General features: G+C 70.5%; 16 protein-coding genes. 6 read left to right on the top strand and 10 right to left on the bottom strand.

Translation table 11 applies throughout. The features are described from left to right. Window positions 1-73: 73 nt before the first annotated feature. Window positions 74-655, top strand: coding sequence for a TMEM165/GDT1 family protein (locus IE325_RS05415; protein ID WP_190068560.1), 582 nt, complete (start codon window positions 74-76; stop codon window positions 653-655). A gap of 150 nt (window positions 656-805) precedes the next feature. Continuing rightward, entirely contained in the window at window positions 806-1,465 is a 660-nt protein-coding gene (locus tag IE325_RS05410; RefSeq protein WP_190068559.1) for an HAD family hydrolase, read from the top strand. Between the two features lie 27 nt (window positions 1,466-1,492). Here IE325_RS05410 and IE325_RS05405 read toward each other — a convergent pair whose 3' ends face one another. Both IE325_RS05405 and IE325_RS05400 read right to left on the bottom strand, forming a co-directional pair. Then, window positions 1,493-2,146, bottom strand: coding sequence for a hypothetical protein (locus IE325_RS05405; RefSeq protein ID WP_190068558.1), 654 nt, complete (start codon window positions 2,144-2,146; stop codon window positions 1,493-1,495). A 30-nt stretch (window positions 2,147-2,176) separates the two neighbouring features. Then, entirely contained in the window at window positions 2,177-3,700 is a 1,524-nt protein-coding gene (locus IE325_RS05400) for an alpha/beta hydrolase (RefSeq protein ID WP_190068557.1), read from the bottom strand. Between the two features lie 163 nt (window positions 3,701-3,863). Between IE325_RS05400 and IE325_RS05395 the strand changes: the two genes are divergently transcribed. Beyond that, window positions 3,864-4,604, top strand: a complete 741-nt coding sequence (locus IE325_RS05395) for a MerR family transcriptional regulator (protein ID WP_190068556.1) — start codon at window positions 3,864-3,866, stop codon at window positions 4,602-4,604. An 18-nt stretch (window positions 4,605-4,622) separates the two neighbouring features. On the opposite strand, the gene IE325_RS05390 is transcribed toward IE325_RS05395, so the two are convergent. After that, window positions 4,623-5,552 (bottom strand): peptidoglycan-binding domain-containing protein, encoded by a 930-nt coding sequence (locus IE325_RS05390; RefSeq protein WP_229911670.1) that lies wholly within the window; start codon window positions 5,550-5,552, stop codon window positions 4,623-4,625. A 133-nt stretch (window positions 5,553-5,685) separates the two neighbouring features. Here IE325_RS05390 and IE325_RS05385 point away from each other — a divergent pair, with 133 nt between their 5' ends. Further along, window positions 5,686-7,728 (top strand): MDR family MFS transporter, encoded by a 2,043-nt coding sequence (locus IE325_RS05385; RefSeq protein ID WP_373315099.1) that lies wholly within the window; start codon window positions 5,686-5,688, stop codon window positions 7,726-7,728. 145 nt (window positions 7,729-7,873) lie between these two features. Here IE325_RS05385 and IE325_RS05380 read toward each other — a convergent pair whose 3' ends face one another. Both IE325_RS05380 and IE325_RS05375 read right to left on the bottom strand, forming a co-directional pair. Beyond that, window positions 7,874-8,515, bottom strand: a complete 642-nt coding sequence (locus IE325_RS05380) for a dihydrofolate reductase family protein (RefSeq protein WP_190068553.1) — start codon at window positions 8,513-8,515, stop codon at window positions 7,874-7,876. 96 nt (window positions 8,516-8,611) lie between these two features. Then, a complete protein-coding gene (locus IE325_RS05375) occupies window positions 8,612-9,022 on the bottom strand; it encodes a DnaJ family domain-containing protein (RefSeq protein ID WP_190068552.1) in 411 nt (136 codons plus the stop codon). Window positions 9,023-9,121: 99 nt separating this feature from the next. On the opposite strand from IE325_RS05375, the gene IE325_RS05370 reads away from it, so the two are divergent. After that, a complete protein-coding gene (locus IE325_RS05370; RefSeq protein WP_190068551.1) occupies window positions 9,122-9,514 on the top strand; it encodes an FHA domain-containing protein in 393 nt (130 codons plus the stop codon). Between the two features lie 11 nt (window positions 9,515-9,525). Here the strand turns inward: IE325_RS05370 and IE325_RS05365 are convergent, their stop codons facing one another. Together IE325_RS05365 and IE325_RS05360 are read right to left on the bottom strand one after the other, a co-directional pair. After that, window positions 9,526-10,197 carry an O-methyltransferase gene (locus IE325_RS05365; RefSeq protein ID WP_190068550.1) on the bottom strand — a complete coding sequence of 224 codons (672 nt, stop codon included), beginning with the start codon at window positions 10,195-10,197 and terminating at the stop codon, window positions 9,526-9,528. Window positions 10,198-10,290: 93 nt separating this feature from the next. Continuing rightward, the gene (locus IE325_RS05360) at window positions 10,291-11,415 is read right to left on the bottom strand and encodes a DUF2330 domain-containing protein (RefSeq protein ID WP_190068549.1); all 1,125 of its coding nucleotides are present in this window, start codon (window positions 11,413-11,415) and stop codon (window positions 10,291-10,293) included. 279 nt (window positions 11,416-11,694) lie between these two features. Between IE325_RS05360 and IE325_RS05355 the strand changes: the two genes are divergently transcribed. Continuing rightward, window positions 11,695-13,752, top strand: coding sequence for a bifunctional glycosyltransferase 87/phosphatase PAP2 family protein (locus IE325_RS05355; protein WP_190068548.1), 2,058 nt, complete (start codon window positions 11,695-11,697; stop codon window positions 13,750-13,752). Here IE325_RS05355 and IE325_RS05350 read toward each other — a convergent pair. The 3 genes from IE325_RS05350 to IE325_RS05340 form a co-directional block, all read right to left on the bottom strand. Then, on the bottom strand, window positions 13,736-14,641 hold the full coding sequence (locus IE325_RS05350; protein ID WP_190068547.1) for a hypothetical protein: 906 nt from the start codon (window positions 14,639-14,641) through the stop codon (window positions 13,736-13,738). The genes IE325_RS05355 and IE325_RS05350 overlap by 17 nt on opposite strands. Before the next feature lie 96 nt (window positions 14,642-14,737). Then, window positions 14,738-15,076: a peptidase inhibitor family I36 protein gene (locus tag IE325_RS05345; protein WP_190068546.1), complete on the bottom strand. Its 339-nt coding sequence runs from the start codon at window positions 15,074-15,076 to the stop codon at window positions 14,738-14,740. Between the two features lie 293 nt (window positions 15,077-15,369). After that, entirely contained in the window at window positions 15,370-17,007 is a 1,638-nt protein-coding gene (locus IE325_RS05340) for a helix-turn-helix domain-containing protein (RefSeq protein WP_190068545.1), read from the bottom strand. Window positions 17,008-17,334 lie beyond the last annotated feature (327 nt).

Raw genomic sequence — 17,334 nt, 5'->3', positions numbered from 1 at the left:
TGCTGCCGTGCCGAGGTGTCTTTGCGTGATCTGCAGCACTCTCGGTGGGGCAGCCCCGACCGATTGAGGAACCTTGATCAGCTTCACCGTGACGGCCGTCGTCTTCGGCGTCGTCTTCCTCGCCGAACTGCCCGACAAGACCGCGCTCGCCGGGCTCGTCCTCGGCACCCGCTATCGCGCCTCCTACGTCTTCGCCGGCGTCGCCGCCGCGTTCGCGGTGCATGTCGCGCTCGCCGTCGCGGCCGGCAGCGTGCTGACGCTGTTGCCGCAGCAGATCGTGCAGGCCCTGACCGGTGTGCTCTTCCTGGGCGGCGCGGCCGTGCTGCTCATGAAGAAGGACGAGGACGAGGACGAGGTCCGCAAGCCGGAGAACCAGTCCTTCTGGAAGGTCTCCGGGGCCGGGTTCATGCTCATCCTGGTCGCCGAGTTCGGGGATCTGACACAGATCATGACCGCGAATCTCGCCGCGCGTTACGACGATCCGCTGTCGGTCGGCATCGGCGCGGTGCTGGCGCTGTGGAGCGTGGCGGCGATCGGGATCCTCGGCGGGAAGGCGCTGATGAAGCGGGTGCCGCTGAAGCTGATCACCAAGGTGGCGGCGCTGGTGATGCTGGCGCTGGGCGTGTGGAGTCTGTGGGAGGCCGTGTCCGGCTGAGCTGAACTGTTGGTGAATGGTTTCCGGGGGTGGTGGCGCTCACCGGGATCTGTTTTGTACCGTGGGGGAACAAAGTGGTTCCCGCCCGTTTTCCCTGACCGGCGGGCGGGACCACCTTGTCCCTTCGCGTTTCCTGCCTTGGAGCTGCCGATGCCGCCGGCCACCGTCCTCACCGCCCGTGCCCTCCTGCTCGACATGGACGGCACCCTCGTCAACTCGGACGCCGTCGTCGAGCGGATCTGGCGCCGCTGGGCCGAGCGGCACGGGCTGGACGCGGACGAGGTGATGAAGGTCGTACACGGACGCCAGGGGTACGCCTCCATGGCCCTGCTGCTGCCCGACCGGCCGATGGAGCACAACCGCGCGGACAACGCGCGCATGCTCGCCGAGGAGACGGCGGACGTGGAGGGCGTCGTGCCGATCCCCGGGGCGCCGGAGTTCCTGGCCTCGCTGCGGGGGCTCCCGCATGCCCTGGTGACCTCCGCCGACGTCCCGCTGTCCACGGCCCGGATGGCCGCCGCAGGGCTGGCGCTGCCGGAGGTGCGGGTGACCGCGGAGTCGGTGGGCGCGAGCAAGCCCGACCCCGAGGGGTTTCTGAAGGGGGCGGCGGAGCTGGGTGTCGCGCCGGAGGACTGTGTCGTGTTCGAGGACTCCGGGGCCGGGATCGAGGCGGGGCGCGCCGCCGGGATGCGGGTGGTCGGGGTCGGGGCGCGGGCCGGGATGCATGGGCCGGATGTGCTGGTGGGGGATCTGCGGGAGGTACGGGTCGAGGCGGGGGCCGGTGGGGAGATCCGGCTGTACGTCGGCTAGTCGGCTGGTGGCTGCTCGCGGCGTCGGTCATCCCGCTCCGCCGTCGAGCAGCAGGCTGTAGCGCAGCCGCAGTGCCCGCTCCGTGCTGGCCGCCGCCGTGGCGAGGCCGAGCGCGATGTTGCCCCACTTCGGCAGGTCGACGGGTGAGGTGAAGGCCCCGGTGTGCCGGGCGATGCCCTCGGAGGCGGTGAGCTGCTCGGCGAGCTGCGGGACGAGGATCGCCAGGGCGCCGACGAGCACGCACAGCGAGAGAAGACCGATCGCACGGCCCAGCGCGGGGTGCTCGCGGTCGAGGCGTGCGCGGCGGCCCTCGGCCGAGCGGGGGTCCGGTACGAGCTGGTGCTCGGGACCCTCGTCGGGGACGTAGTGGCAGCGCCTGATCCCGAAGGCGCTCATCCTCACCTCGACGGTGCCGCCGGGGACGGGGAAGGCGGCGGGGAGCCTGGACAGGGCGTGCTGTCTGCCGTCGCGGTACAGGTGGGCCTTGAGACCGTCGGACGTATGGTTCTGCCAGTGCCTGATGTCGACGGCGTAGGCCGTGTGCCCGCCGTCCTCGCCCGGCAGCCGTAGATGGAACAGTGCCCGGAAAGGCAGCTGCCACCAGCGGAAACGCTTCAACGGTCGCCCGTCCCCCGGCCTGACCCGGCGCGCGGCACGACGGCGCCGATACTCCTTGATCATGCTGTTCGCTTCCGTTGCCCGTTCGTTCGGTCAGCCCGCGCGGCAGACGGTGTCCTTCGCGGGCATCGCGCCCTCGACGAGGTAGCGCGTGGTGGTGTTCAACGCGCAGGAGTCGTCGCCGAGGACGTAGGCGCCGTGACCGCTGTCGTCGACGCCGAGCAGCCGGGACCGGTCCTTGAACTTCTCGCGCAGCAGCCGCCCGCCCTGATGCGGTGTCGCCGGGTCGCGCAGGTTCTGCACGAGCAGTACGTTGCGCGGTCCCTCGTCGCTGATCGTGACCGGCGGCTCGGCCGGGGCGTACGGCCAGAAGGCGCAGGGCGTGATGTTGGCGGTGGCGGCACCGAACAGCGGGTAGCGCTCGCGGTCCTGGGCGACACCGCGCCGATAGGTGTCGACGTCCCTGGGCCACCTGACGTCGTTGCAGGTCACGGCGAGGAACACCGACAGGGCGTTGTCGGCCGGTGACGGCGCCGAGCTCGCGGTGGGGTTCGCCGCAGGCGCGCTGCCGGCGCCGCTGTCGAGCGCCTGCCACTGCTGCGCCAGCTTGGGGTACTGCGACGCCTTGTACAGGTAGGCGAAGGTGAACTGGCGGAACAGGCCGCCGTCGAAGCCCGCCGCCGGAGTCCGGTCGAGCCGCCCGGCGAGGGTGAGATAGGTCTGGCGGACCTGCTCCGGAGTGCGGCCCAGGCCGTAGCTCGCGTGCCGTGCGGCCGCCCACTTCGCGAAGGCGGGGAACGCCTGCTCCATCCCGAGGGCGTAGCGGCGCAGGCCGTCACGGTCGAGGTGGGTGTCACCGATGTTGCTGTCGAGCACGATCCGGTCGGAGCGCTCGGGGAACATCGACGCGTAGGCGGCGCCCAGTGCCGTGCCGTAGGAATAGCCCAGGTAGCTGGTCTTCTCCTCGCCGAGCGCGGCCCGGATCCGGTCCAGGTCGCGGGCGGTGTTCGCCGTGGTGATGTGGCGCAGCCGGCCGTCGCGGTCATTGCGCGCGCACCTCTCGGCCACCTCCTTGACGACCTTCGCGCGTGCGGTGACCGCCGCGTCGTCGACCGCGTAGGGCGGGATGTTGCCGATGTAGGGGCTGTCGGCCGGGATCCCGCAGCGGACCGGTGCCGAGCGCCCGAGGCCTCGGGTGTCCATCCCGATGATGTCGTAGCTGTCGGTGACACTGCTGGGCAGGCCCCGGGACACCAGCAGCGCCGCCTGCGCGAGGCCCGACCCGCCGGGGCCGCCCGGATTGAGCATGAGGACGCCGCGCCGCTTGTCCGGGTTCGTACTGGCCAGCCGGGAGATCATGAGGTCGATCCGCTCGCCCCCGGGGTCGGCGTAGTCCACCGGCACGGACACGGTGCCGCACCGCAACCGGGTCGGGGCGGCTTCGGCCACCACGTCCTCGGGGCAGGTCTTCCATTCCACCCGCGACGCCTGCGCCCCGCCGGCGAGGGCGGGCACGGCGAGCAGCGAGCCGCCGAGGCCGAGGACGACCGTCAGGGACGCGATCCCGCCGGTACGGGGCGTTCGGCGTCGTGGTCGGCGTTGCCGTCGTCGTTGCATGTCTGGTCTCCGAACGTGTCTCGCGGCTGTGGTCGGCGCCCATCGCACACCGTGCCCCAAGGGCCGGGTCAAACCCCGTGGCCGTCGGCCGACCAGGCTTGACCGTGCCCCTGGGGCACGGTTTTCAATGGATCGCCTCCGGGAGACGGGAAGGGGCCCGCCGATGACGTGGAGCACGAGTCAGCTGGCCGAACTCGCCGGTACGACACTGAAGACCGTCCGCCACTATCACCAGATCGGCTTGCTGGACGAGCCGGAGCGAGCGGCCAACGGCTACAAGCGGTACGGCGTCCAGCACCTGGTCCGCCTGCTGCGCATCCGCAGACTGGTCGACCTCGGCCTGCCGCTGTCAGCGATCCCCTCCGTCGAGGCGGCCGACGACAGCGCGGAGCGCGTCCTGCGCGTCCTGGACGCGGAACTCGCGGCGAGCATCGAACGCCAGCAGCGGATGCGACGGGAACTGGCGGCGATCCTGGAGAACCGGGCCTCGATCGATCTCCCGGCGGAATTCGAGACACTCGCCGACGGCCTGGACGACCTGCCGGAGGCGCAGCGAGCCCTCCTGCTGGCGTACTCCAGCATCCTCACTCCCTCGGCGATGTCCGCGATCCAGGAGCAGTTGTCGGAGCCGCGCAGTGATGTCGCCGCGCAGTTCGAGGCCCTCCCCGCGGACGCGCCCGAGCAGGTGCGGCGGCAGCTCGCGCGACGCCTTCTGCCCGAAGTCCGCAGACAGCAGGAGGGCCACCCGTTCCTGGGCGACCTGGCGGCCTCGTCCCGCCGGGGAGGAGCGGTCACCCGATCGGTCGTCGCGCAGGCACTGGTCGAGTTCTACAACGAGGCCCAACTCGACGTCCTGCGACATGTGCACGCACTCCTCGCGGAGGACGAAGCCGCCGGGGCGTGACGCGAGCCGCGCGCCCGGTCACGGCTCCGACGTCTCCGACTCCAGCTTCTGCCTCGTCTCCAGGTCGTACACCCCGTACTCCTCCCGCTGGATCCCCCGCGCCCACTGATACCGGGCCACCGCGTCCTCGACGCCCTCGTTGTAGTTGCCCCTCGCCTGCCGGGTGTACAGGCCGAGTTGGGTGAGGCGGAGTTCGAGTTCGGTGACCTCGGGGCCCCGGTCGCCCCGTTGGAGCGTCGGCGGGGCCGGTTCGCGTGCGGCGGAGGAGGAGTCCTCGGCGGAGTCGTCCGACTTGCTCGGTGAGGGGGAGGTCGTCGGCTCGGTGGTGGGGGACGGCGTCGGGGAGGCCGTGATGCGGGACGAGGACGGGGACGGTGAGGGGGTCGGACTCTCCGCGGGGGACTGGGAGGGGGACGGCGACGCCGGCTCCGTGGTCGGGGCGGACGGCTCCGCCGTTGCCTCGCTGGTCGACGGTGCCGGGACGCTCGCCCGTACGTCCTCCGGCAGGGCCGTCTTCCTCGCCGGGGCCTCGTAGGTGAACATGCCGCTCGCCAGGCCCGCCGCCGCGACTACGGCCACGAGGGCGCCGGCTGCGCCGAGCAGGACCGTGCGGCGGTGTCGGGCGGGGCGGGTGCGGGTGTCGTCCCTGTCCTCGGGTGCGGCGTGTGGTGTCGAGGTCGGCTCGAACAGGCTCAGGTCGTGTGGCGTGGGTTGTTCCGGTGCTGGTATCGGGCGCAGCCGCATCGTTTCCGCGGGGTTGTTGCCCTCCAGTTCCACGTATGGCCGTATCCGGAGCGGGTCGAAGTCCTCCGCCGCGGCCGCCTCCGCCGTACGGGCGTCTCGCAGGGCCTCGGACACACGCTCGCCGCAGCCGCACGACGGGGTGTTGTCGGTCGCCCTCGGCGCACCGCACTCCGGGCAGCCCTCCGTATGCCTTGGCTCCGTCACGTGTTCGTCCCTCCCCTCGCGAACTCCCCAGATTATGCAGACGCTCTTTACGTCATCTCCGCAAGCCCCCGGAAGGAGTGATTCCAAAGGGACTCGACAGGCCATAACCGGGCATAGCGATCACGATGGAGGGGTGCAACGAGATCTTCGGGAGCGTGACGCGCAGCCCCCCGAGCGGCGGATCGAGGGGCCCGAGAACGTGGCCGGCAACGTCCTCGTCTCCATCGGCGCGCTGCTGCTCGGGATGCTGCTCGCCGCGCTCGACCAGACCATCGTGTCCACCGCGCTGCCGACCATCGTCAGCGACCTCGGAGGCCTGGAGCATCTGTCCTGGGTCGTGACGGCGTATCTGCTGGCGTCCACGGCCGCTACTCCGCTGTGGGGCAAGCTCGGTGACCAGTACGGGCGAAAGCGGCTCTTCCAGATCGCGATCGTGATCTTCCTCGTCGGATCCGCCCTGTGCGGCATGGCGCAGGACATGGCTCAGCTCATCGCCTTCCGGGCCGTTCAGGGCGTGGGCGGCGGCGGGCTGATGGTGTTGTCCATGGCGATCGTGGGCGACATCGTGCCGCCGCGGGAGCGGGGGCGGTACCAGGGGCTGTTCGGTGCCGTGTTCGGGGCGAGCAGTGTGCTCGGGCCGCTGCTGGGAGGCGTCTTCACCGAGCATCTGAGCTGGCGGTGGGTGTTCTACGTCAATCTGCCGGTCGGCGTCGTCGCGCTCACCGTCATCGCCGGTGTGCTGCGGATTCCGCACAAGGCGACCCGGCATGTCATCGACTATCTCGGGACGTTCCTCATCGCCTCCGTCGCCACCTGCCTGGTGCTGGTGGCCTCGCTCGGGGGGACGACCTGGGAGTGGGGGTCGGTGCAGATCGTCGGGCTGGCGCTCCTCGGGCTCCTGCTCGCCGCCGCGTTCGTGTCCGTGGAGCGGAGCGCCGCCGAACCCGTACTGCCGCTGAAGCTGTTCCAGGTGCGGACTTTCACGCTGTCCGCCGTCATCAGCTTCATCGTCGGGTTCGCCATGTTCGGCGCGATGACCTATCTGCCGACGTTCCTCCAGATCGTGCAGGGCGTCAGTCCGACGATGTCCGGTGTGCACATGCTGCCGATGGTCGTCGGGATGCTGCTGGCGTCGACCTTGTCCGGGCAGATCGTCAGCCGTACCGGGCGGTGGAAGGTGTTCCCCATCGCCGGGACCGGGGTCACCGTGGTGGGGCTGCTGTTGCTCCATCAGCTGGAAGTCGACAGTTCCACCTGGGCGATGAGCGTCTACTTCTTCGTCTTCGGGGTGGGGCTCGGGCTGGTCATGCAGGTGCTCGTGCTGATCGTGCAGAACGCCGTGTCGTACCAGGATCTCGGCGTCGCCACCTCCGGGGCGACCTTCTTCCGGTCGATCGGGGCGTCGTTCGGCGTCGCGATCTTCGGGACGATCTTCGCGGGGCGGCTGGACGGGAAGCTGGGGGACGCGTTCGCGGGGGTGCGGCTGCCGGAGGGGGTGTCGCTGGAGGGGCTGGAGGGGGATCCCCGGGGGATCGCCGAGTTGCCGGATGCGTTGCGGCCGGCCGCGTTGCAGGCGTACGCGTCGGCGATCACCGACGTGTTCCTGTACGCCGCGCCTGTCGCTGTCGTCGGGTTCGTGCTGGCGTGGTTCCTTCGGGAGGACAAGCTGCGGGGGTCCGTCACCGCGCCCGACGTCACCGAGACGCTGGCCAGCAACCCTGTGGAGCGGTCCTCTTACGACGAGGTGTGCCGGGCGCTGTCCGTGCTCGGCACGCGGGAAGGGCGGCGGGAGGTGTATCGGACGATCACCGAGCGGGCCGGGTACGACCTGCTGCCCGCGGCGAGTTGGCTGCTGCTGCGGATCAAGAAGTACGGGTGGGTGGAGCCGGGGGTGCTCGCCGAGCGGAGTTCTGTGCCGCTGCCGGTGATTCTCGATGCCGCGCGGCAGGTGGAGGAGCGGGGGCTGGCTGTGCGGGAGGGGCTGGAGCTGGTGTTGAGCGCGGAGGGGCGGGAGGTCGCGGATCGGCTGGCTCGGGTTCGGGAGGAGTCGTTGGCGGAGTTGTTGGGGGACTGGTGGGGGGCGGGGCGGCCTACTGATCTTGTTCAGCTGGTGAAGGAGCTGAATGAGGAGTTGTGTGGCTCGTCTGGCGAGCAGCCGCGTGCCTCCGGCGGTTGAGCCGGGTGCCTGCGGCGGCCCGCTTGTGTGAGTGGGGGTTCGCGTAGCGCCTTGTGGTTCGTCGTGGGGCGGGTACGCGGGTGCCGGTGCGTTCCCACGGGGGCGCGGGGAACTGCGCGACCAGCCCCCACGCTCCCGCAGGCGATCAACGACGGGTGAACGTCAGGTGCGTTACTCCGCTGGGTGAGGACACCGTCTCGATCTCGTAGTCCTGGTCCAGGTCCTCCAGGCCGTCCCAGAGGCGTTCGCCTCGGCCCAGGAGGATGGGGGTGACCGTGATGTGCATGTGGTCGATGAGGCGGGCGGTGAGGAAGTCGCGGAGTACGGAGACTCCGCCGCCGATGCGTACGTCGAGGTCGCCCGCGGCCTTGCGGGCCGTCGCGAGGGCCTCGGCGGGGGTGGCGTCGAGGAAGTGGAAGGTTGTGCCGCCCTCCATCTCGATGGACGGGCGCGGGTGATGGGTGAGGACGAAGGTCGGGGTGTGGAAGGGCGGGTTGGGGCCCCACCAGCCCTTCCAGTCCGGGTTCTCGTGCCAGCCGGGGTAGCCGAACTTGCCGGCGCCCATGATCTCGGCGCCGATGTTGGGGAGGAAGCGGCGGGCGAAGGCGTCGTCCAGGCCGCTCGATCCGCCGGGCTGGCCGGTGTTCTCGTGCCACCAGCGGGTGGCGAACATCCACGGGTGCAGCCGTTCACCGGCGTGGCCGAACGGTGTCTCCCGGCTCTGGCCCTCACCGGTGCCGAAGCCGTCGAGCGAGATGGAGAAGTTGTGGACCCGGGCTAGTGACATGGCGATTCTCTCCTCGTGGCGGGTGTGCGGATCGATGTCCTTCACCATGTCGTCGATCGGGGTGCCGGCGAATCGACACGTCGGGGAGAGGTTTTTTTATGCGTCCGTCCGGTGCCGCTCGCGCCACTGCCGTACGACCTCTTCCACGTCGTACGGCTTGCGGCCGAGCGGAGGGCCCGGTGGGGGTTTGAGGAGCATGTCGCGGATCTTGGCGTTGACGTCCGTGATGATCTTTCGGACCGCACGCTCGGAGGGTGCCGCGTGGGCCGCCGTCAGCGCGTCCTCCGCCTCCTTGCGCAGGGCCAGGGCCGGGGGCAGGGACGACAGGCCCTCGCGGGCCATCTTGCGTTTGACCCACCACAGTTCGTCGTACGGCGCTTCCAGGTCGTTCGGCAGTGGTTCGCCGGTGCCGGGCAATGTGTCGAAGTCGCCGCGCGCCTGGGCGTCATGGATCTGCTTGTCGACCCAGGACTCGAACGGGACGCCGGGGGGCTTTCGCTCGGTCATGAGTTCATTGTGCCGGACGCGGCGGTGCCGGGCGATTTATCATGCGGCGTCGGTGGCCAAAACGGCTGCTGTACAAGGACGTTTTCGGGAGGGGCGCACGTGCTCGAACTCACCATGGCCGCCGTGTCCGCGGCGGACGAGGGTGCCACGGCCGGCATGCTCATGGCCGACGCACCCAGCGAGGCGGGTGCCGTGCTGCGGGTGGGCCGCGACAAGACGGTGTGCCGGCTGGCGACGCCGGACGACTGGCTGTTCGTGTCCAGGGTCCACCTGGAGTTCCTGTGCGGGCCCGACGGCAGCTGGCAGGTGACCTGGCTGCGCGGCTCGCAGGACGACCCGTCCTCCGAGGTGCGGTTGACCGTGGGGGACTATGCCCAGCCGATCGGCTACGGCGGGACCGTGCCGCTGCCGAGGGGCGGCAGCGGCGAGATCGTCGTCCATGACCGTACGGCGCCGCGCAGCGTCAACGTCGGCTTCTATCACGAGAGTTGAGACGTGGAGGGCTACGCCAGCACACGCGCCAGCGCGAAGCCGTCGTAGCCCTTGCCGCCGACCGTCTGGACCGCGGTGCCGCTCAGCCTCGGGTGGCTGCCGATCAGTTCGATCGCGGCACGAGTGCCCCGTACGTCCGGGGCGTCGCTCTCGGCGTCGACGACCCTGCCGTCGCGCACCACGTTGTCCAGGATGATCAGGCTGCCCGTGCTGGTCAGTCGTAGCGCCCACTCGATGTAGTGCGGGTTGTTGGCCTTGTCGGCGTCGATGAAGACCAGGTCGAAGGGGGCCGGATTCTCGTCGGCCAGCTTGGGCAGCGACTCCAGGGCCGGGCCCACCCGTACCTCGACGATCGCGTCCAGGCCGGCGCGCGCGATGTTGCGCGTGGCCACCTCGGCGTATTTCGCGCTGTACTCCAGGGAGATCAGGCGGCCGTCGGCGGGCAGCGCGCGGGCCATCCAGATGGTGCTGTAGCCGCCCAGGGTGCCGATCTCCAGGATGTTGCGGGCGCCCTGGAGCTGGGCGAGGAGTTGCAGCAGCTTGCCCTGGCTCGCCGTGACGTTGATCTGCGGGAGGTCCGCCGCGTCGCTGTCGCGCAGGGCCGCCCGGAGGGTGTCGTCCTCGGGGGCGAGATGGGCGGAGAAGTACTCGTCGACGTCGTCCCAGACCTGCGACTCGCTCATCGCCTTGCCTTCCGTCGGGTCGGTGAGAAATAGGGTTTAGTTAGAGGTGCTAACGAACCGAATATAGTCGCGTGCCGTGTTCCCCGCCGGGAATTACATGCCCGGGGATTCGGCCACTGTGCGCCGACCGCGGCGCACCGCCAGTACGACCGGTGCCGCCACCGCCGCGGCGAGTGCGGCGGTCACCGTCAGCAGCCAGGCCGGGATGCCGGCCACCGTGCTCAGCCGGTCCTCGTGGATCACCTGGCGGAAGGTGTCGTCGGACTCCGCTCGGCGCAGCACATGGTCGCCGGAGATGCGCCCGGGATACGGGAACTCCTGGCCGATCGCCGTCAGGAACGGTGTGCCCGCCGACAGTTCCGCGAGCGGGCCGGTGCTCGTCCGCACCCGGCCGGCGTAGGTGACCCGGGGGCGTTCGCCGCCTATGGGAGAGGCCGGTTCCATGCGGTGTGCGGCGAGGACGTACAGGCCCAGGGACTGCGGGGAGTCGGCCAGGCGGGACAGACGCATCGGGTACACCGGCTCGTCGGTTCGGAAGGTGAGGTGGAGGGGGTCCAGGGTGCCGGTGAGGGGGGTGGCGGGGGTGGCTGTGGGGTTGGCGGTGTCGGGGGTCAGTTTCACCGCCACGTACTCCCAGCCCTTTTTGACGTACGGCTTCAACGCGCCCGTCAGGCGTGGTGGCAGGGGGAAGTCGTTGTCGTCCAGCCAGGTGTCCAGGGCTCGTGGGTCGGTGGCCGTCAGGCGGGCCACGTCGAAGGGGCCCAGGCGCTGACGGCCGACGACGGTCACGGGTGGGCCGGCGCGGGGTGCGGGCGGGGCGCCCGCCATGTCGTCGCCGGTGACCAGGGGCCAGTCGCCGTCCTGAGGCCAGAAGTGGTGGCGGGTGCGGTGCACGGGGGCGGTGGCGGCGTGCAGTTCGTCGAAGAGGGCGGGGTCGGCGAGGCGTACCGTCGCGCGTCCCGGCACCGGCATGATCCATGCGGCGCGTTCGGCGTCGCCCCCGACCGTCAGGCGCATCACTATCTGTTCCCGCTCGCCGTCCCAGCGCACGACGGACTCCTCGCGACCCACGGACACCCGCCGGTCGTCGCCGGGCACCATGGCGCCGCAGCCGCACGCCCACGCGGGCGCCACGAGCTGGCCCAGCTGGAGCGCGAGCAGCGCCGCGATCACGGTGAGTGCCCGTCTCCGAGTGCCCCCGCGCTGTAGATCCGCCATCCCGCGAGCCCTCTTGACCATGCCGACGCCAGGGCATCTGACGGTACGGCGGATGGTCCGGTTCCGTGGGCCGGGCCGCGCGATGTGATCCATCCCGCGTCCAGCGGAGGCGGCCGGGCCGACCCGCGACTATCGTCAACGGGGGCAAAAGGAGTGCGGACGTCAGGTGGAGCGGGGGTTTCCTGCGTCCTTCCGGGAGGGGCGGTGCGGGCCCGCCGGGCTCGTGAGGACGTAGGACCACGGGACGCGCGGGACGACCGGGGCGGGAGGCCGACTGGTGTGGTGAACGCGGGACACGGTGGGCGATCGGCGCACGCGCTCGGAGCGACGGCCGTCGGCGCGGTCCAGGCACGGGTGCGGGTGGCGCGGCTCGGCCTGTGGCTGGTCGTCGCGATCCTCGCCGTACGTGAGGTGGCCGTCGTCCTCGGTACGCCGCGCGGGGAGCGGCTGACGGATCTGGAGACCTGGGTCGGTCCTGACGGCGTCCTGCATGTGAAGGGTTCGCTGTACGACTCGACGCAGTTCACCGGCACCCCGTTCGGCGGGCTCGTCCTCAAACCGCTGACCCGCGCCGCCGAGCAGGCCCTCGGCTGGGGCTGGACCTTCGGCACCCTCCTGCTCGTCGTCACCCTGGGCCTGGTCGCAGCCCGTGCCCTGCCGCAGCCGGTGAGCAGACGGACCTCGCTGCTCGCCGCGCCCGTCGCGATCAGCCTGCTCATGCTGTCGCTGCCGGTGCGCAACACCCTCTACCTCGGCCAGACCAGCATCATGCCGGTGCTGCTGGTCCTGCTCGGCTGCTTCGCGGTGCGCGGGGAGCGGGTCAGCGGGGTGTTCATCGGGCTCGCGGCCGCGCTCCAGCCGACGCTGCTGCTGTTCACGCCGTTGTTGTGGTTCACCGGGCGCCGCCGGGCCACCCTCGCCACGGGTGCCACGTTCGCCGCGTGCACGGTGGCCGCCTGGGTGGCGATGCCGCGTGACTCGTACACCTACTGGGTGCACCACCTGGCCGGCGTCGGACTCGGCGGACGGGCCGACGACCTCGCCAACCAGTCCCTGCACGGCGCCCTGCTCAGGCTCGGGCTGACCGGACCGCTGGAGATCGCCCTCTTCCTCGCGCTCGGTGCCGCCGTCGCCGTGCTCGCGGTGCGCCGTGCCGTGCGGTACGCCCGTGACGGTCAGCTGCTGCTGGCCGTGGCGATCACCGGCTGTGCCGCGATAGTCGTCTCGCCGACCGCCTGGCAGCACCAGCTGCTGTGGGTGCTGCTCGCGGTGGTCGGGCAGGTGGGGCGGCGAGCCTCCGACCGGTATGTGTGGCCGGTCGCGATCGTCCTGGTCATGACGCTGCCCGCGAAGATGATGGTGCCGGACAAGGTGTTCCTGCACCCCCTGCGCGCCGACCTCGTCCTGCTGGCCGCGATCGCCACGGCCGCCGTGGTGCCGTTCCTGTCGCGAGCCTCGCCCTACTGGCAGACACCGGTCCCGACCCGGTACGCGGACCGGGTACCGGCCCGCTTCAGGCACATCCCGCTGGTGCCGTTCCTGCGCCGGGTGATCAGCCGCCCGAACCTGTTCTTCGAGCTGCTGCTGATCCGGGTCACCTACTACCTGTACGCCCAGATCCGGCTGGCCGCGGCCGGTGAGTCGAGCGCGGCCGGGCGGGGCGCCGCCGAGGACAACGCCTGGGACATCCATTCCGTCGAGCGGGCCCTGCACATCGACATCGAGCACTGGGCCAACCATGCCGTGGTGGGGGTCGACTGGCTCCGGCACTTCTTCGACTTCTACTACGAGTCGTTCCACTTCGGCGTCCCGCTCGCCGTACTCGCCGTCCTGTACTGGCGCCGGCCCGTCGACTACCGCTGGGCCCGCACCGCGATCGGCCTCGCCACGATCTTCGCGCTGGTCGGCTTCTGGCTCTATCCGCTCGCGCCGCCCCGTCTGATGCCCGGCCTCGGCATCATCGACACGGTCAACGGCCCGCAGGACTTCACCCAGCCGGACTACGGCACTCTCACCGCGCTCACCAACCAGTACGCGGCGATGCCGTCCCTGCACTTCGGCTGGTCCCTGTGGTGCGGTCTGGTCATCCTGATCCTCGCGCCCAGGTGGTGGATGAAGGGGCTCGGGCTGCTGCATCCCCTGTTCACGCTCACCGCGATCGTCGTCACCGGCAACCACTGGGTGCTGGACGCGGTCGGCGGTGCAGTCGTGGTGGGCGCCGGCTTCGCGGTGACGTATCTGTTCCAGGGGCCGCGGGCCCGCACGGGCGCGGGGACGGCGCAATCCGGCCGGGACGCGGCCTCGACGGACGTCGCCGCCGTCAGCGGCCGTCAATGACGTCGCGCGCGTTCCTGAGGTTCCTGGCCTTCGCGGCGGCGAGCCCGTCGAAGTAGGAGCGCTCCCGGGCCACGGCCTGCCGCTGAAGGCGGGACTCGGCGGTGTACAGCGTCTTGACCAGGCTGGTTTGCTCCTTGCACTGGACATCCGCGACGGCCGTGGCGATCTCTGACTTCCCGGTGTCCGACTTCCCGGTGTCCGACTTCTCGGTCCACCAACGGCGATCGGCGATGGCGTCGTCGGGCGTGCGGTAGGTGAACCCCTTCTTCCGCATGCAGGACTGCCAGTCGCGCAGTGTCCCGACCACCTCCGGCTGCTTCTTGGCCTCGGTCAGCAGCTTCGAGCTCAACTCGTTGAAGCGGTCGTAATCGGCGCTCCCGCCGTCACGTTCCAGGAAGTCGTTCGCCTGGTATCCGCATCCGTTCTTCTCGTCGTAGGCGGCGCGAACGGCGTCGGATCCGAGGTGTTCGTCGCGCTCTTTGCGGCGGTCCGTGACATCGTCCGCGGCGGACAGGATTTCCGGGGTCGCGTGATAGCCGAAATTCCGGGCCACTTCGATTTCTATGACCCCGTATCGGCGGCGGTTCCGCAGATCGTCGACATGTGCGGGATAGTCGAGGGTTTTCCATTCGTGGCCGCGTCGGCGCATACAGTTCCGCATCAGCAGGTCGCGTGCTTTCGCCACGGTGAAGGACTCCTGGTGGGAGATCTCGTACGCGTCGAAGGGCAGGACGAGGCCCAGTACCTCGGCGGTCGGTTTCGGTGCGGTTTGTTTTGGTGCGGTGGGGCCGGCGTCGGTCGATTCACCGGTCGAGCATCCCGTCGTGAGGAGCAGCGCCATGAGGGCCGCCGCCAGGAGCCTCGGGGATGCGGCGCGATGCGGGGTCACGCGGGGGCCTTTCGTCGTCCGGCGAGCGGCTTCGAGCAAGGGCTTCGAGCAGGGGAAAGGCGGTGCCGTTGCGCACCGGCACCGCCTTCGAGGGGATTACCGGAAGTCGACGCAGGAGGCCTTGTTGTCGAACTCGTTGTTGCTGAAGTCGGCGTCGACGGAGTTCGCCCGAGCGAAGTAGTTGTCGCCGGAGCAGCCGACGTTCTGGTAGAGGGCCACATCGCGGCCGGTCTGGTTCTTCATCGAGCTGGCACCGTTGTCGACCTTGCTCGACGTGCCGTTCCAGAACGTGTTGCTCAGGTCGCGGTCGTCGCCCGAGAAGTTCTTGCTGCTGCCGCCGTAGCTGTCGTGCTGGAAGAGCCAGAAGTAGGTGGCCTGAGTTCCGACCTCGGCGGCGGTCGCCGACTGGGCGAGACCGACCGAAGCCGCACCCATGAGCATGACGGAGCCAATGGCGGCAGTAATTCTGCGTCGCATTTCGTCCTTCTCTCCAATTCGGGGGGTGGAGCGTTCCGACGCGAGTAATTCCAACCCGGCCGGCATGATCTCGTCAATGAATCATCGACGCATTGGCCGGATATGGAATGGCGTGAAATTGCGGCAGCCGGATTCGAATGAAGAAGACGGGATGGGTCACGTGAGTGTTTAGAGTGGTTTCGAATGACGGATGGGTCCCCTCCGTTTATTGGTTGGCCGAAAAACGCGGCCGATAGAGGGTTGTGGGTCCGTCAGGGGTGCTCGCGGGTGAAGAACCACACCACCCATGAGGTCAGGGCGCTCATGACCACCACGACCAGCAGCGTCATCAGCACCTCCACGCGCCGGGCCGAGCGTGCCGCCTCGCGCAGTGCCCGCTCGTCCTCCGCCACGCTCGCCGCGAGGAAGGCCGCCTCGACCGCGTTGAGTTCGGGCGCCGGAGTACCGCTGTCCGTCATGAACTCCGCCCGCGCGGCCCGCAGCAGCGTCCCCCGGTACAACGCCCCCGCGTCCCGGTCCAGCCCCTCCCACACCTTCGCCGCCTCGGTCAGCCGCCGGTGCAGCCGCAGCCGTTCCCGCTCGTCCTCGACCCACTGGCGCAGCCGGGGCCAGGCGGTGATCAGCGCCTCGTGCGCCAGTTCCACGCTGTCCCCGTCGGCCGTCACCAGCCGGGCCGCGACCAGCCGCTCCAGCACCAGGGCCGCGGCACCCGTGGCCTGGAGTTCGGCACGGGGGACGGGCCGCCGGGTGTCCGGGCCTCCCTCACCGGGCGAGATCAGCCGCAGCAGTGTGGCACGGGCCGACGCCGCCTCCGCGGGCTCCAGTCGCTCGAAGACCTCCTCCGCGGTGTGCGCGACGGCACCCCGCACCCCGCCGATCGTCTCGTACGCGGCGAGCGTCAGACGCTTGCCCTTGCGCCGCCGCCACAGCTCCAGCAGCGTGTGCGACATCAGCGGCAGTCCGCCTGGCTCGTCCGCGACCTCGGCGAGGATGCGCTCCGTCACCGCCCGTTCCACGAGCAGCCCCGCCGCGCCCGCGGGCCGCACGATCGCCTCGCGCAACCGCTCCACGGACATGCCGGAGACCAACAGATGCGCGTCGTTGACGGCCTCCGCGAGCCCCTGGTGGTCGGCGCAGTGCCCGAAGAAGTCGGCCCGTACGGCGATGAGAACGCGCAGCCGGCTGTCCGCGGCGCGCGCCGTCAGCAGCATCTCGATGAACTCCCGACGCCGCGCCGGTTCCTGACACAGCGTGAACAGCTCCTCGAACTGATCGACCAGCACCACCGTGTCCCCCTCCACCCCCTCGACCGGAGCCAGCAGGGCACGCCGGTCGCGCACCGGATCGGGCCCCGGCGTGCAGATCCGTACGGCGGCGGGGCGGAGGCCTGTGATGCCGTCGCCCTCCCGCAGCGCCGGCACCAACCCCGCCCGCAGCAACGACGACTTCCCGCTGCCCGAGGCGCCGACCAGGGCCGCGAAACGGTGCTCGGCCGTCAGCCGTAACAGCCGCTCTATCTCCGGGTCCCGGCCGAAGAACAGGTCCCGGTCGTCGGCGCCGTACCGGGTCAGACCGCGGTAGGGCGCCGGAGCGGTGTCGTCGGCGGTGGCCGCCGCCTCCTGCTCGGCCCCGGCCGATACGGCACGCCAGCGCGTCTCCCACTCGGCCTGGTCCGCGCCGCACGCGCGGGCGTAGGCGAGGGTCACCTGGAGGGAGGGGAGCCGCCTGCCCGCCGCCGCCTCGGAGAGGGTCGGCGCGGAGTAGCCGGCGCGGCGGGCCAGTTCCCGGTACGACGGACTGCCCGCCTTCTCGCGCAGCCGACGCAGCTCGTGCGCGAGGTGCTGGACCGGCCCCTCGTCGGGGTCCAACTCTCTCTCACGGCGTCCCACGCGCTCACTCCTTCGTCGATGGGCCCCGGCCCACGGACCCGCACGTCACGCTAGCCGGTCACCGAATTGATAGGTGATCCATCAGGGGACTGCCTATCAATGCGCGCGCTGGTGAGGTCGGTTGCGGAGCCCAACGCACGACGGCTGCGGAGCCCACCACTCGACGGCTGCCGAGCCCACCACTCGACGACGAAAGCCGAGTCCGCCATCGCCGCATCACAGCTGCACCCGCCCCTCGACCACCGACCCGCCCGCCGGACCCCAACCCCAGCCCCACCCCAACCCACCCCGGCCCACCACACATCCGTATGGCTGCCCCCACTCCTC

It is taken from the genome of Streptomyces lanatus (assembly GCF_014655715.1).
GTDB classification, from domain to species: domain Bacteria; phylum Actinomycetota; class Actinomycetes; order Streptomycetales; family Streptomycetaceae; genus Streptomyces; species Streptomyces lanatus.
Note: the sequence above shows the minus strand (reverse complement) of the source record. Positions and strands in the feature narration are given on the sequence as shown.

Excerpts from the sequence above, each read along its gene's own strand:
- IE325_RS05405 (WP_190068558.1), bottom strand. The coding sequence starts at position 2,146 with ATGATCAAGGAGTATCGGCGCCGTCGTGCCGCGCGCCGGGTCAGGCCG.
- IE325_RS05360 (WP_190068549.1), bottom strand. The coding sequence starts at position 11,415 with ATGGCGGATCTACAGCGCGGGGGCACTCGGAGACGGGCACTCACCGTG.
- IE325_RS05395 (WP_190068556.1), top strand. The coding sequence starts at position 3,864 with ATGACGTGGAGCACGAGTCAGCTGGCCGAACTCGCCGGTACGACACTG.
- IE325_RS05365 (WP_190068550.1), bottom strand. The coding sequence starts at position 10,197 with ATGAGCGAGTCGCAGGTCTGGGACGACGTCGACGAGTACTTCTCCGCC.
- IE325_RS05375 (WP_190068552.1), bottom strand. The coding sequence starts at position 9,022 with ATGACCGAGCGAAAGCCCCCCGGCGTCCCGTTCGAGTCCTGGGTCGAC.
- IE325_RS05380 (WP_190068553.1), bottom strand. The coding sequence starts at position 8,515 with ATGTCACTAGCCCGGGTCCACAACTTCTCCATCTCGCTCGACGGCTTC.
- IE325_RS05400 (WP_190068557.1), bottom strand. The coding sequence starts at position 3,700 with ATGCAACGACGACGGCAACGCCGACCACGACGCCGAACGCCCCGTACC.
- IE325_RS05345 (WP_190068546.1), bottom strand. The coding sequence starts at position 15,076 with ATGGGTGCGGCTTCGGTCGGTCTCGCCCAGTCGGCGACCGCCGCCGAG.
- IE325_RS05410 (WP_190068559.1), top strand. The coding sequence starts at position 806 with ATGCCGCCGGCCACCGTCCTCACCGCCCGTGCCCTCCTGCTCGACATG.